The sequence below is a fragment of the Streptomyces sp. NBC_00322 genome (assembly GCF_036147535.1).
Lineage (GTDB): Bacteria > Actinomycetota > Actinomycetes > Streptomycetales > Streptomycetaceae > Streptomyces.
Genome location: NZ_CP108019.1, coordinates 6,508,758 through 6,522,250 on the forward strand (window position 1 = coordinate 6,508,758; position 13,493 = coordinate 6,522,250).

A 13,493-nucleotide genomic window follows, 5' to 3' on the forward strand; every position below is an offset into this window, starting at 1 on the left:
TGACCGCTGTTCAGGGGGGACAACGATGCTGAGCCGTGGGCGCCATGTCACCATGCTCACCGAAGGCACCTATCCGCACATCCACGGGGGCGTTTCCACCTGGTGCGACCAGCTCGTACGCGGCATGCCGGAGGTCGACTTCCACGTCGTCGCCCTCACCGGCACCGGCCGTGAGCCGGTCACCTGGGAGCTGCCGCCGAACGTCTACCGACACACCGCCTTCCCGCTCTGGGGGCCGGTGCCGGGCCGTCGGCTCCCGCTCCACGGGCGGGAGCGGCGCCGCTTCACCGACGTCTACGAACGCTTCCTGCTGTCGGTGCTCGATCCGTCGGCGGGCTGCGACTTCGGCGAAGGGCTGGACCAGCTGGCCGAGTTCGCCCGCGCCGGGCGGCTGTCGTCCGCGCTGCGCTCGGAGTCCGTACTGCGCTCGCTGATATGGATCTGGACCATGCCGCATCTGCGGATATCCGCGTCCCGCCCCACCGTGCACGACGCGCTCACCGCAACCGATCTGCTGGAGCACGCGCTGCGGCCGCTGGCGGCGCGGCTCCCCGACGACTCGATCGCGCACGCCGTCAGCGCGGGGCTCGCCACCCTGCCCGCGCTGTCGGCCCAGCGGTTCGAAGGGGTGCCGTTCCTGCTGACCGAGCACGGCATCTATCTGCGCGAGCGCTATCTCGGCTACCGCGTCGAGGCCCAGCGAGCACCCGTGAAGGCCCTGATGCTGGGCTTCTACCGGGAGCTCAACACGCTCGGCTACCGGCGGGCCGATCTGATCACGCCCTGCAACCAGTACAACCGGCGGTGGGAGGAGCGGGGCGGGGCGCCCGTGGACCGTATCCGCACCGTCTACAACGGCGTCGACCCGCACGCCTTCCCACAGGCAGGACCCGAACCGGACGTACCGACGATCTCCTGGGCCGGCCGGATCGACCCGATCAAGGACCTGGAGACGCTGATCCGGGCCTACGCCATCGTCCGCGCCGAACTCCCGGAAGCACGGCTGCGGTTGTTCGGCGGGGTACCGGCGGGCGGTGAGGCCTACCGCACCCGGCTGGAGAAACTCGCGGCGGAACTGGGTGTCGTGGACGGCATCGCCTGGGAGGGGCGGGTCAGCGATGTCGCCCGCGCCTACGCGTCGGGCAGCGTGGTGCTGCTGTCCAGCATCAGCGAAGGCTTCCCCTTCTCGCTCATCGAGGCGATGTCCTGCGGTCGCGCCACTGTCTCCACGGACGTCGGCGGTGTACGGGAGGCGGTCGGTGACACCGGGCTCGTGGTGCCGCCGCGCGAACCCGCGGTGATGGCGGAGGCGACGCTGGGCCTGCTGCGCGACGCCGGACGACGGGCCGAGTTGGGGCGGCTGGCCCGGCAGCGGGTCGTCGACCGGTTCACGCTACGGCGCTCGGTGGACGGCTTTCGCCGTATCTACCTCGAACTGGCCGCAGTGCCCGAGCGCGAGGACGCAGACGTATGCGCTCCGAAGCGGGCCCTGGGGTGAGCGGACCGCTGTGGCAAGGGCCGCCCGGCCGGTACGTCGACACCCTGCCGCTGGTGCCGCGGCAGCGCGAAGGGTCCGGCCGGGCCGCCGATCCCCTCGACGAACTCGCCGACCGGATGGAGGAGTTGGCCGCGGCGGCGGTCCACCCCGACGAGATCGCCGCGATCCTCGAATCCGACGGCATGACGGACGACCACATCCGGCTCACCTACGGCCGCGAGGACTCCTTCACCCTGGCGGAGGAGCTGTACGCCCGTATACCGCGCAGCTATCCCGAACCGCCCGGGCCGCCCGTCGACCCCTGGCGGGTGGGGCTGTTCGGCTGTCTGCTGCGCGGGCTGGTCTTCGCGCTGCCGGGTCTCGCCTACGTGCTGGGCGCGCCGCTGCTGCGGGGAGCGGGCCTGGCCCCGCTGCTCGCGGGCGCGCTCACCGGGTGGGTGTGGAACCAGGCGCTCTCCCACCGCGCCTACTCCTGGCTGGGCCTGGGCGACCGCGAGGCGGCGGCACGCTCCCTGCTGGCCGGCGCGCCCGCGGGTGCGCTGCTCGGCGCGGCGGCTGCGACGGCCGCGGCGCTGGCGTCGCCGGGCCCGGGCCGATGGCCCGCTGCCGGTTTCGCCGCGGCCCAGGCGCTTTATCTGTCGGCGGCGACGGTCCTGCTGGTCCTGGACCGCGAACGGGCGCTGCTGTGCGCGCTGCTGCCGATGACGGCGGGGGCGGTGCTGGGGATCCCGTACGAGGTGGGGGTGCCGGTGCGGGTGGGGTTGCTGGTGGTGTCGCTGGGGGCGGCGGTGTGGTTGGCGGGGGGCGTGCTGGGGGCCGGGGGGTTCCCCCGGACCGGCAGAAAATCAGCCCCGCCGGCGATTGAGGCGCGGGGGTTCGGGGGCGGAGCGACCGCACGGGGTCTGGGGCGGAGCCCCAGTTCAGGGATGGGGGTACCTCCCAGGCGAAGCTCTGGGGGAGGGCGGGGTGGGGGAAAGACCCGGCCGCCCGTCCGGGCCTCGATCCCGCACGGACTCTTCGGCCTCGGTACCGGTCTTCTCGTCCTCCACACCGCCCTCGGCGACGTCCTCGCCGGCGGACCCGGCGCCGTCGTGTCCGCGCCGTCCGCCGTCGCACTCACCCTCAGCATGGGCCCCGCCGAATGGCTGCTTCACCGCTGCCGCGGCGAGAGCCTCACCGGGCTGCGCGCGAGCACCACCTCGCGGGCGTTCCGGCGCGGCGCCGCCGCCGTGCTCGCCGAGTGTCTGGCCGGCTATCTCGCGATCCTGTTCGTGCTCGCCGTCGGCGGGACGCTGCTGTGGCCCGACGCCCCCGCGCTCGGCGGGGTCCGGCTGGCCACCCTGCTGCTCATCGGTACGGCGCTGTGGACGGGGCTGCTGCTCCAGTCGTTCGGCGCGGTGACCGCCGCGGCCGCGGTCTGCTGCACGGCCGCACTCGCCCAGACCGTCGCCCTGTTCACCGGCGCCGGAAGCACGCGGCTCCTCGGTCTCGGCGTCGCGGCCGGGGCGGCGGGGCTGCTGGCGGGGCTGGTGTGTGTTCTGCTGGGCCGTGCGACGGCCCACCGGATATGAGGAAGCGCTCCGTGAAGAACCAGTTGGTGCCGTACTACGAGCATCCCGCCGAACAGCCCGACGCCTGGGACGCCCTTGTCGCCGCCGCGCCCCGGATCTACGGCGTGGTGCTCAACCCGGCCGACGGCCCGGGCGACGCCCCCGACCCGGCCTTCGCGGTGGTCGCCGAGCGGCTGCGTGCGGCCGGGGTTCGCGTCCTCGGATACGCCGACACCGACTACGCGCGCCGCCCGCACGCCGCCGTCGTACGGGACCTGCTGCGCCACCGCGACTGGTACGGCACCGACGGCGCCTTCCTCGACCAGGCGTCCGCGGACCTGGACGCGCTGCCCCACTACCGCCGCCTCGCCGTCGCCGCCCGCGCGGCCGGAGCCGGGACCCTCGTCCTCAACCACGGCGTCCACCCCGACCCCGCGTATGCCGAACTCGTGGACCTGCTGGTCACGTTCGAGGGACCGTGGGACACCTACCGGAGCACCGCCGTCCCGCTCTGGACCGCCGCCCACCCGCCCGAACGCTTCTGCCATCTGGTGTATGCCGCCCCTTCCGACGCTCGTGCCACAGCGGCCGTGCACTGTCTCGTGCCCGGCGCCGGGGCCCACCCGTGGGCCACCCTCCCGCACTCCCTGGAGCCCGCCCGGTGAGACGTCCTCCGCTGCTGCTCGCGCTGCTCCTGCTCGTACTCGCGGGCTGCACCACATCGCCTGACAACGACAAGCCGACTCCCGGGCCGACCCCCGGCCGCTGGCAGCCCGAGCCCGGTGTGGCCTGGCAGTGGCAGCTCAGCGGCAGGCTCGATCCGACCGTGGATGTGCCGGTGTACGACATCGACGGCTTCGACCACCCCAAGTCCGCGGTCGACGATCTGCACCGCCGAGGCCGCAAGGTCATCTGCTATCTCTCCACCGGCGCCTGGGAGGACTTCCGCCCGGACGCCGGGAAGTTCCCGAAGTCGGTCCTCGGCCGGGGCAACGGCTGGGACGGCGAGCGCTGGCTCGACATCCGCCGTACCGACATCCTCGAACCCCTCATGGCGGCACGCATCGACATGTGCCGCACCAAGGGGTTCGACGCGGTCGAGCCGGACAACATGGACGGCTACGCCAACACCACCGGCTTCCCCGTCACCGCCGCCGACCAGCTGCGCTACAACCGCCTGATCGCCCGCCTCGCCCACGACCGCGGCCTGTCCGTGGGCCTCAAGAACGACCTGGACCAGATCCCGCAGCTGGTGGGGGACTTCGACTTCGCGGTCAACGAACAGTGCGCGGAGCACGAGGAGTGCGAGGAGCTGACGTCGTTCATCGAGGCGGGCAAGGCGGTCTTCCATGTCGAGTACGAGCTGAAGACCAGTGAGTTCTGCCCCGAGGCCCGGCGGCTGAAGCTCAGCTCGATGCTGAAGAAGTACGAGCTGGGGGTATGGCGCAGGCCCTGTTAGCCGAGGGCCAGCGCGATCAGCGCGGCCGTCGCCGCGGTTTCCGCCAGCGCGCCGAAGACGTCCCCGGTCACCCCGCCGAAGCGCCGTACGCAGTGACGCAGCAGGAGTTGGGCCGCGCCCAGACCGGCCAGGACCGCCAGTGCCTGGTGCACTGCGTCGCCGTATCCGCCGAGGAGCGTGCCCGCGGCCGCGCAGCCGGCGGTGACCAGCGCCGCGACGGCCAGCCCGGTGCGTACGGGAACGCTCTCGGCGACCGCCGCCCCCAGGCCCTCCGGGCGGGCCGCCGGGATGCCCGTGCGGGAGGCGAGGGTGAGGGCGAGGCGCGCGGTCACGGCCGAGACCGCCGCGCCGAGCGCGCCGTACGCCCAGCCCTCGGCGTACAGCCCGGCCACCACCGCGACCTGCGCGAGCAGCACGAACAGCAGCGTGATGACCCCGAACGGACCGATGTCCGACTGCTTCATGATCCGCAGTGCGTCCTCGGCGGGCTTGGCGCTGCCGAGACCGTCGGCCGTGTCGGCGAGGCCGTCGAGATGGAGGCCGCGGGTGAGCGCCGCCGGGACGGCGACGGTGGCCACGGCCGCGAGCAGCGGGCCCGAGCCCAGCAGCGTCAGCACTCCGCCGATGCCCGCCGCGCACAGGCCCACGACCAGACCGGCCAGCGGCGCGCACAGCATTCCGGCGCGTGCCGCGGCCCGGTCCCAGCGCTTCACACGGACCGGAAGGACGGTCAGGGTGCCGAAAGCGAAACGTATACCGGCCGAAGAGATCACCGGCGAAGGGTAGCCCGGCCCGACAGTCGGCCCGGCAGAAGGTAAATTGCGCAAGAGCCACATATCGGGAGCAGGCGGCATGGGTCACTGGTTTTACCGCAACATCACAGAGCCGGGAAAGCTCCCGATGCTGCTCGCGCTGACCTCCTTCGTGCTCACCTTCGTGATCACCCGCACGATCGTCCGGATGATCAGGGCGGGGCGCGGGCCGTTCCGGAACGTCACCCCCGGCGGCATGCACATCCACCATGTGGTCCCCGGCGTCATCCTCACCGTCATCGGCGGCTTCGGCGCGGTCGGCAGCGGCCGGCACGGCGTCGCCGCCGCCGTCTGCGCGGTCATCTTCGGCATGGGGGCGGGCCTCGTCCTGGACGAGTTCGCGCTGATCCTCCATCTCGACGACGTCTACTGGACCGAGCAGGGCCGTCAGAGCGTGGAGGTCGTGGTGCTCGCCGCGGCCCTGGCGCTGCTGGTCCTCAGTGGCTTCGCACCGCTCGGCGTCAACGACATGAGCGCCGACGAACGCCAGGACCGTGCCTCGCTGATCCTGACGCTGGTGATCAACTTTCTGCTGGTGCTCATCACGATGTTCAAGGGCAAGCCACGGATGGCCCTCATCAGCGTTCTGGTGCCGTTCGTGGGGATCTTCGGAGCGGTACGTCTTGCCCGGCCAGGCTCGCCCTGGGCCCGGCGCTTCTACCGCAACCGGCCCAAGGCCCGCGCCAAGGCCCGGCTGCGCTCCTTCCACCACGACCGCCGCTGGGACCGCAAGCGGCGCAAGCTTCAGGACCTGATCGGCGGCGCGCCCGACCGGCCCGCCGTGCGCGAGCGCTGAAGTCTGCGCCGCCTTCGCCGTCGTTGCGCCGACATCCCGATCACCGCGAACACGGCCAGGATCGCCGTCAGATGCTCCTTGCCCGCGAGGTTGTTCTTGACCAGCACCTCGACGATCATCGAGGCGATCACCAGCGAGGCCGTGAACCAGGCGTGGTGGCGCCAGCAGACGAAGAGCGCGAGACCGATGACCGCCGCGGACGGGCCGGTGTCGACGACCTGGGCGTCCGACGCGGGCAGCCCGAGGACATGGTCGGGACCGAGCGAGATGCCGATCCGCGCGTACGTCGTCCCGGCCAGCGTCGACACGTACGCGATGGCCAGCGTCCGCCACCCGCCCAGACAGATCTCCGCGATCCCGAACACCACCAGCACCTGTGCCAGCGCTCCCCACACCGGCAGATCCAGCGCGGGCACGAACAGCGACAGCGGAGTGCGCAGCAGGGCCACCCACAGCGGGTCATCCGCCTTGACGAAGCCGATGTCGCGTACCGGGCCGAAGCCCCAGGACTGGTTCTGCACCAACTGGAAGAACGCGGTGAGGCAGACCGCCCCGAGCGTCATCGGAACGGCCCGCCACTTCTCGGTGACGACCGCCGTCCGAAGAGTCGAGTACAGGGGTCCCCACTCGCGGCGCGCGAACGCGCTCAGCGTGCTCAACGCTTGGTCTCCAGGTGTCTGCGGTGCATCCACTTGGGCAGACCGGGCGCCTCCAGGAAGCCCTCGGCGCGGCCTGCGGCGATGCCGATGCGCAGCAGGTCGGCGCTCTTCTCGAAGAGCATGAAACGGGGCTCCCAGATCGGTCGGTACTTGGCGTTGGCGCGGTAGAGCGACTCGATCTGCCACCAGCGGGAGAAGAAGCTGAGCAGCGAGCGCCACAGCCTCAGCACCGGACCGGCGCCGAGCTTCGAGCCGCGTTCGAAGACCGACCTGAACATCGCGAAGTTCAGCGAGACCTGTGTGATCCCGATCTCGTTCGCGCGCTGCAGGAGTTCGATGACCATGAACTCCATCAGGCCGTTCTCGGAGTCCCGGTCACGTCGCATCAGATCGAGCGAGAGGCCCTTGGGGCCCCAGGGCACGAAGCTCAGAACCGCCCGCAGCGCGCCGTCGCCGTCCGTGCATTCGAGTATCACGCAGCGGCCGTCACCCGGATCGCCGAGCCGGCCGAGCGCCATCGAGAAGCCGCGTTCGGTGGCCCCGTCGCGCCAGTCGTCCGCCCGCCGGAGAAGGACGTCCATCTCCTCGGGCGCGATCTCCTCGTGGCGGCGGATCCGCACCTCGTACCCGGCGCGCTTGACCCGGTTGCAGGCCTGGCGCACGGTCCGCATCGCGCGTCCGTCCAGGGTGAAGTCGTCGGTCTCGACGATCGCCTCGTCGCCGAGCTCCAGCGCGTCCAGGCCGTGCCGCGCGTAGATGGTGCCCGCTTCCTCGCTCGCGCCCATCACGGCGGGGATCCAGCCGTGTTCGCGGGCCTCGGCCAGCCAGGGGGCGATCGCGCCGGGCCAGGCCTCCGGGTCGCCGATCGGGTCGCCCGACGCGAGCGAGACCCCTCCGACGACCCGGTAGACGACGGCGGCCTTGCCGGTGGGGGACCAGACCACGCTCTTCTCGCGGCGCAGCGAGAAGTAGCCGAGCGAGTCCCGGTCGCCGTGGCGCTGGAGCAGGACGCGCAGCCGTTCCTCGTCGTCCTCGGTGAGCGGGTCGACGGCCCGCCGGGAGCGGAAGGCCGCGTACAGCACGGCGAGCAGCAGCAGTGTGGACAGGACGTTGATCGTGACGTTCACCCAGCCGGGCGTCGCGATCCCGGCGAAGCGGGAGTCGTCGGCGGCGAGTGAGACCAGGCGCATCGCGCCGTAGCGCCAGCGCTCCAGGAAAGTGGAGTGGCCCGTCGAGAAGTTGGTGGCGGTGACGAGTATGGCGGCGAGCAGCGAGGTGACCAGCAGCCCGCCGACGGCGACGGCCGCGGCCAGCCGGGGGTTGGAGCGGTCGCCCTTCGCGTAGAACTCCCGGCGCCCGAGCGCCAGGGCGAGCACGAAAGCGGTGGTCAGGCCGAGCGAGATCCAGTTCTGGGCGTGCTCGCGAATGTCGGGGTCGACGGCGATCGCGAGGACGAAGAGCAGCAGAAAGAGCCCCGCCAGTACGAAGTTGAGGATCCACGCGGCCCGCTTGCGGCGGCGCATGGTGATGGCCAGGAAGAGCGTGAAGGCTCCGGAGGCGAAGCCCGCCGTCAGCAGATACGGCGTGAAGTAGCTATCGATGTTGTGGCGCCGCAGATCCTGGCCGAGAGAGACCCAGACGGCGCTCAGGAGGTTGATGAACGTCACGGCGCGCAGATACCAGACGGCGAACGCCGCGCTGCGCCGTGAACGGTGGGTGCTACGGCTCGTGCTTCGGCTCGTCTCTACGCTGGACAAACGGACCTCTCCCATGAAACGCGATGATATGGGGCATCACGCGCCGAGATGGGCGAGGCTGCGGCTGCCTGGTTGGCGGCCGCGGCGCCGTCGCGTCAGTCCGAATCGCTCTCCACCGGCTCCACCGAATCCACCGGCTCCGTACGCTCCGGCAGTTCGGCCGCGAGCGCGGCGGCCGCCTGCACGAGGGGGAGCGCGAGCAATGCCCCGGTTCCTTCCCCCACAGTGACGCCCTGATCGAGCAGCGGGTTGAGCGCCATCCGGTCCAGTGCCTTCGCCTGCGCCGGTTCGCCGCTCACCTGGCCCGCGAGCCACCAGTCCGGCGCGCGGAACGCGGCACGCTGCCCGACCAGTGCACACGCCGCCGATACGACTCCGTCGAGGATCACCGGCATCCGGCGTACCGCGCTCTGCAGCAGGAAGCCGGTCGTCGCCGCCAGATCCGCGCCGCCCACCGCCGCCAGCAGCTCCAGCTGATCACCCAGCACGGGCCGGGCGCGCCGCAGCGCGTCGCGGATCGCCGCGCACTTGCGCATCCACGCCAGATCGTCGATGCCCGCGCCGCCGCGGCCGGTCACCACCGAGGCGTCGGTGCCGCACAACGCGGCGATCAGCGTGGAAGCGGGCGTGGTGCCGCCGACGCTCAGATCGCCGAGTACGACCAGATCCGTGCCGGAGTCGGCCTCCTCGTCGGCGATCGCCATGCCCAGGCGTACGGCCGCCTCGGTCTCCTCGATCGTCAGCGCGTCCTCGACGTCGATCCGTCCGCTGCCGCGCCGCACCCGGTGGCGTACGACCTCCTCGGGCAGCAGCTCCGGGTCGCAGTCCAGACCGGCGTCCACGATCCGCACCGGCACACCCGCACGGCGGGCCAGCACGGCGACCGGGCTCTCGCCCTCCAGCGTGGCGCGCACGAGCCGGTGCGCGGAGCCGGACTCCCGGGCGGAGACGCCCAGTTGGGCCACTCCGTGATCACCGGCGAACAGCACCACACGCGGCTGCACGATGGGCTTGACCGGCACCGAGGCCTGCGCGGTGGAGAGCCACTCGCCCAGCTCGTCGAGCCGCCCGAGGGAACCGGGCGTCACGATCAGCCGCTCCCGGCGTTCCTCGGCGTCACGCCGGATGCCACTGTCGGGGCGCTCGATCAGATCGGAGAAGTCGTCGAGATTCAGCCTGCTCATTCGCCGAACAGTACCGGCAGCCATGCCGTGTCTGCGCGGCGCCCGTCAGCTGCGCAGCACGACGGCCTGGCCCGCGACGACCAGCAGGAGGTGCTCGCACTCGTCGGCGAAAGCGGCGTTGAGACGGCCCAGTTCGTCGCGGAAGCGGCGGCCCGACGCGGTGGCGGGCACGACGCCGCTGCCGACCTCGTTGGTCACCGCGACGACAGTGCGCGAGGTGGCCCGTACGGCCGCGACCAGCTCGGCGACCCGCTCGCGCAGCGCGTCCTCGCCACCCGTGGCCCAGGTCGCGTCGTCCCACGCGCCCACCTTGTCCATCGCGTCGGTCAGCCACAGGGACAGACAGTCGATCAGCAGCGGCGGCCCGTCCTCGACGAGCAGGGGTACGAGATCGCAGGTCTCGGCCGTACGCCAGGAGCCGGGACGGCGCTCGCGGTGCAGACAGACCCGGGACGCCCACTCGGCGTCCCCCTCCTGGCTGCCGCCGGTCGCGACGTACAGCACCTCGGGGAAGGTCTCCAGCCTGCGCTCGGCCTCAAGCGACTTGCCCGAGCGGGCGCCGCCGGTGACAAGGGTGCGGCGGGGCAGATCCGGTACGGCGTGGTACTCACCCACGATCAGCGTCGTCCCGTCGGGCACCGCCCGCGCACCCGCGGCCGCGAGCCGGCGAGCCAGCTCCGGGGCGCCGCCGGGAACGTCGTGGTCCAGGTGCACGGCGACGACATCGGTGGTCGGGCCGATCGCCCCGGACGCGCGCAGCCGGGCGATCGCGTCGGGCCGCCCCACGACATCGCCGACGACCATCTCGTACGCGGCGAGGCCCTCCGCGAGACCCGCGGGCGAGCCGCCCGGCGGCAGATACAGCACCCGCTCGCCGTCCGGCGACGTCACCTCGTACCCCGTGCCCGGGGTGTCCATCGGCACGGCCCGCACCCGGTGCCCGCTGATCAGCGTCAGCTTCCGCCCGTCCGGCACCCGCCCGGCCGCGGGCAGCCCGGCGGGCAGATCGACCGCGGGCCCGTCGTGCGGATGCGTCAGCAGCACCTGCCGTACGCCGACGAGGGAATGCCCCGCCCGCGCGGCGGCCAGGGCGGCGCCGGGCGTGAGATCGAGCAGCAGGGCCCCGTCCACGAGCAGCGCGGTGGCGGCCCGCGCGGACGCCCCGCGCGCGGAGGCGCAGACGGCGCACGGACAGTCGGGCCGGGGGAGTCCGGCGGGCGCGCCGGTGCCGAGCAGTGTGAGTTCCACGCCTCTGATCCTCCCGCGTCACCGCGGGGCGTGCGCGCCCGGCTACGCTGCGGGCAGCAGTGATCAGCTGGTGGCCCCTGGGAGTGGGAGGCGGACATGGCATGGACGTGGCGTTTCGAGAAGTCCGACGGAACGGAGGTCCAGCCGGCGATGCAGCCGGAGGAGTTCACGACGCAGGGTGACGCGGAGTCCTGGATCGGCGAGTTCTGGAAGGACTTGCTGGAGGGCGGGGCGGACCAGGTGGTGCTGTCGGAGGACGGCACGAAGATCTACGGCCCGATGTCTCTCCACGCGAACGAGGGGTAGGGGCGTGTCCTCAAACGCCGGACGGGCTGAATGTGCGGCCACGCCGCACATCCAGCCCCGCCGGCGTTTGAGGCGCGGGGGTCCGGGGGCAGCGCCCCGGTTACGGGAAGGGGCGGGTAGGGGAACAGGCCCGCCGCAGGCGCCCCACCCGCCCTCGCCTCACCACCCGCCCCCCGATCAGCGCGCCGTCGCCAGGAACTGCGTCGCCGCCAGCTCCCCGTACAGCGGATCCGATGCCACCAGCTCGCCGTGCGTCCCCACCGCCCGCACCTTCCCCGCGTCCATCACCACGATCCGGTCCGCCAGCGTCACCGTCGACAGCCGGTGGGCCACCACCAGCACGGTCACCTCGCGCGACACCTCGGCGACCACATCCCGCAGCGCCATCTCGTTGACCGCGTCCAGCTGCGAGGTCGCCTCGTCCAGAAGCAGCAGCCGCGGCCGACGCAGCAGCGCCCGCGCGATCGCCACTCGCTGGCGCTCGCCGCCCGAGAGCTTCGAACCGCGGTGCCCGACCACCGTCTCGAGACCGTCCGGCAGCCGGTCAACCAGAGCATCGAGCCTGGCCCGTACGAGAACGTCCCGGATCTGCTCCTCGCTCGCGTCGGGCGCCGCGAAGACCAGGTTCTCGCGCAGCGTCCCCGACAGCACCGGAGCGTCCTGCTCGACGTAGCCGATCGAGGCCCGCAGATCGGCCAGCGGCCAGTCCCGTATGTCCTTGCCGTCCACGAGGATCCGCCCGCCACCCGCCTCGTAGAAGCGCTCGATCAGCCCGAAGACCGTCGTCTTGCCCGCGCCCGACGGGCCGACGAACGCCGTCATCCCCGCGCCGGGCACCTCGAAGGAGACGCCCTGATGGACATAGGGAAGATCGTCCCGGTAGCGGAAGGTGACGTCCTTGAAGACGACCGACGCGGGCCCCGTGCCGGGGACGCCCACAGGCGGTGTCAGCGTCTCCGTCTCCAGCCGCTCCGCCTCCACGATCCGCGCGATCGCCGCCGAGCCCACCTGGTACTGCGAGGCCGCCTCCACCAGCTTCGACACCGGGTCGATCAGATAGAAGAGAAACAGCAGGAAGGCCACCAGCGTCGAGACGGAGATCGCGCCCGAGGCGACCCGCGCCCCGCCGATCCCCAGTACCGCCAGGAACGACACCTGCACTGCCAGGCCCACCGACGACCAGGCCGCCGACTGCCACTTCGCGGACCGTACGCCGTGCCGCCACGCCTCCCGTGCCGCCTTGGACACGACCTCCGTCTCGCGCTCCTCGGCGCCCGAGGCCTTGACCGTACGGAAGGCCCCGAAGGCCCGCTCCAGCACGGTGGATATCTCGCCGACCGCCTCCTGTGAACGCTTCGTGGCCTGCGCGATCTTCGGCATCAGCAGCCCGACACAGCCGCCGATCAGCACGATCACGCCGAGCGTGACGCCGAGCAGGACCACGTCCATCAGCCCCATCATCACGATCGTGGCGAGGAAGGCCAGTGAGCCGGTCGCCGCCGAGACGATCGACTGGGTGGTCACCGCGCGCAGCAGCGTCGTGTCGGAGGTGACGCGGGACATCAGATCGCCGGGCTGGGTGCGCTCCACCTCGGGCAGCTTCAGCCGCAGCAGCCGCCCGATCAGCGAGCGGCGTGCGGCAAGGACCACGGACTCGGCGGTGCGCTCCAGGATGTACGTGCCCACCGCCTCGATGGCCGTGCCGAGCACCACCAGAGCGGTGAGCAGCAGCAGGACGCCGGTGATCGACTCGTCCTGGCCGAGCTTGTCGACCAGGGACTTGGCGGCGAGCGGCTGGGCGAGTGCGGTCACCGTGCCCACCAGGGCCAGGGACGCGCCGAGCGCGACGACCCAGCGGTGCGGCCGGAAATGTGCGTACAGCGCCCGCCAGGTCTCCCGGGCCGGGAGTCTGACGGGCGGCTTCTCTGTGGCTTCTGCGGTGGTCACTCAAGTGAGGACGCTGAAAAACCCCAACACACCTGTGCCGAAGCCGAATTCAGCCATGAACTCGGCCGGATGCGGCCTAGGTCGTGTCCGCAAAGTCTCGCCTGGCCCGCGACGCCCTGCACGCACGCTCGCTGCGTTGCCGATACGCCCAAGTAGCTCCGCTACGAGGGCGCACCGGCGCCTTGCGATCGCACGCACCGGACGCCGCGGGCCCCGCCCTTCGGGCGGACGGCGATACTTTGCGGACACTCCCCCGCGCAGCGGCGCAGCCGCAGCC

Annotated in this window: 12 protein-coding genes; 6 read left to right on the forward strand and 6 right to left on the reverse strand. The window is 72.1% G+C overall.

Annotation, left to right across the window (positions count from 1 at the left end):
* The first annotated feature begins 25 nt into the window (after positions 1-25).
* From pelF to OG905_RS29690, 4 genes are read left to right on the forward strand one after another with little or no spacing between them, the layout of a single operon-like run.
* Positions 26-1,498, forward strand: coding sequence for a GT4 family glycosyltransferase PelF (gene pelF / locus OG905_RS29675; protein ID WP_328678650.1), 1,473 nt, complete (start codon positions 26-28; stop codon positions 1,496-1,498).
* On the forward strand, positions 1,471-3,069 hold the full coding sequence (locus OG905_RS29680; protein ID WP_328678651.1) for a hypothetical protein: 1,599 nt from the start codon (positions 1,471-1,473) through the stop codon (positions 3,067-3,069). Before pelF ends, OG905_RS29680 begins: the two co-directional genes overlap by 28 nt.
* Positions 3,066-3,713: a spherulation-specific family 4 protein gene (locus tag OG905_RS29685; protein ID WP_328678652.1), complete on the forward strand. Its 648-nt coding sequence runs from the start codon at positions 3,066-3,068 to the stop codon at positions 3,711-3,713. Before OG905_RS29680 ends, OG905_RS29685 begins: the two co-directional genes overlap by 4 nt.
* Complete coding sequence (locus tag OG905_RS29690) at positions 3,710-4,507, forward strand: endo alpha-1,4 polygalactosaminidase (protein WP_328678653.1); 798 nt, start codon at positions 3,710-3,712, stop codon at positions 4,505-4,507. Before OG905_RS29685 ends, OG905_RS29690 begins: the two co-directional genes overlap by 4 nt.
* On the opposite strand, the gene OG905_RS29695 is transcribed toward OG905_RS29690, so the two are convergent.
* Complete coding sequence (locus OG905_RS29695; RefSeq protein ID WP_328678654.1) at positions 4,504-5,280, reverse strand: adenosylcobinamide-GDP ribazoletransferase; 777 nt, start codon at positions 5,278-5,280, stop codon at positions 4,504-4,506. The genes OG905_RS29690 and OG905_RS29695 overlap by 4 nt on opposite strands.
* A gap of 79 nt (positions 5,281-5,359) precedes the next feature.
* On the opposite strand from OG905_RS29695, the gene OG905_RS29700 reads away from it, so the two are divergent.
* On the forward strand, positions 5,360-6,115 hold the full coding sequence (locus OG905_RS29700) for a hypothetical protein (RefSeq protein ID WP_328678655.1): 756 nt from the start codon (positions 5,360-5,362) through the stop codon (positions 6,113-6,115).
* Here the strand turns inward: OG905_RS29700 and OG905_RS29705 are convergent.
* The 4 genes from OG905_RS29705 to OG905_RS29720 all read right to left on the reverse strand — a co-directional run bounded on the left by OG905_RS29705 (position 6,064) and on the right by OG905_RS29720 (position 10,963).
* The gene (locus OG905_RS29705; RefSeq protein WP_328678656.1) at positions 6,064-6,774 is read right to left on the reverse strand and encodes a hypothetical protein; all 711 of its coding nucleotides are present in this window, start codon (positions 6,772-6,774) and stop codon (positions 6,064-6,066) included. The genes OG905_RS29700 and OG905_RS29705 overlap by 52 nt on opposite strands.
* Positions 6,771-8,546 carry a phosphatidylglycerol lysyltransferase domain-containing protein gene (locus OG905_RS29710; protein ID WP_328678657.1) on the reverse strand — a complete coding sequence of 592 codons (1,776 nt, stop codon included), beginning with the start codon at positions 8,544-8,546 and terminating at the stop codon, positions 6,771-6,773. The genes OG905_RS29705 and OG905_RS29710 overlap by 4 nt, the downstream gene beginning before the upstream one ends.
* Positions 8,547-8,626: 80 nt before the next feature.
* Complete coding sequence (cobT, locus tag OG905_RS29715; RefSeq protein ID WP_328678658.1) at positions 8,627-9,715, reverse strand: nicotinate-nucleotide--dimethylbenzimidazole phosphoribosyltransferase; 1,089 nt, start codon at positions 9,713-9,715, stop codon at positions 8,627-8,629.
* A 45-nt stretch (positions 9,716-9,760) separates the two neighbouring features.
* A complete protein-coding gene (locus tag OG905_RS29720) occupies positions 9,761-10,963 on the reverse strand; it encodes a bifunctional adenosylcobinamide kinase/adenosylcobinamide-phosphate guanylyltransferase (RefSeq protein ID WP_328678659.1) in 1,203 nt (400 codons plus the stop codon).
* 96 nt (positions 10,964-11,059) lie between these two features.
* Between OG905_RS29720 and OG905_RS29725 the strand changes: the two genes are divergently transcribed.
* Positions 11,060-11,269: a hypothetical protein gene (locus OG905_RS29725; protein WP_328678660.1), complete on the forward strand. Its 210-nt coding sequence runs from the start codon at positions 11,060-11,062 to the stop codon at positions 11,267-11,269.
* Between the two features lie 177 nt (positions 11,270-11,446).
* On the opposite strand, the gene OG905_RS29730 is transcribed toward OG905_RS29725, so the two are convergent.
* Positions 11,447-13,216, reverse strand: a complete 1,770-nt coding sequence (locus tag OG905_RS29730) for an ABC transporter ATP-binding protein (protein WP_328678661.1) — start codon at positions 13,214-13,216, stop codon at positions 11,447-11,449.
* Positions 13,217-13,493: the final 277 nt, after the last annotated feature.

What these genes read in the sequence shown, in the direction of transcription:
- OG905_RS29680 (WP_328678651.1), top strand. Translation starts at nt 1,471, where the DNA reads ATGCGCTCCGAAGCGGGCCCTGGGGTGAGCGGACCGCTGTGGCAAGGG.
- OG905_RS29685 (WP_328678652.1), top strand. Translation starts at nt 3,066, where the DNA reads ATGAGGAAGCGCTCCGTGAAGAACCAGTTGGTGCCGTACTACGAGCAT.
- cobT (WP_328678658.1), bottom strand. Translation starts at nt 9,715, where the DNA reads ATGAGCAGGCTGAATCTCGACGACTTCTCCGATCTGATCGAGCGCCCC.
- OG905_RS29700 (WP_328678655.1), top strand. Translation starts at nt 5,360, where the DNA reads ATGGGTCACTGGTTTTACCGCAACATCACAGAGCCGGGAAAGCTCCCG.
- OG905_RS29725 (WP_328678660.1), top strand. Translation starts at nt 11,060, where the DNA reads ATGGCATGGACGTGGCGTTTCGAGAAGTCCGACGGAACGGAGGTCCAG.
- pelF (WP_328678650.1), top strand. Translation starts at nt 26, where the DNA reads ATGCTGAGCCGTGGGCGCCATGTCACCATGCTCACCGAAGGCACCTAT.
- OG905_RS29710 (WP_328678657.1), bottom strand. Translation starts at nt 8,546, where the DNA reads ATGGGAGAGGTCCGTTTGTCCAGCGTAGAGACGAGCCGAAGCACGAGC.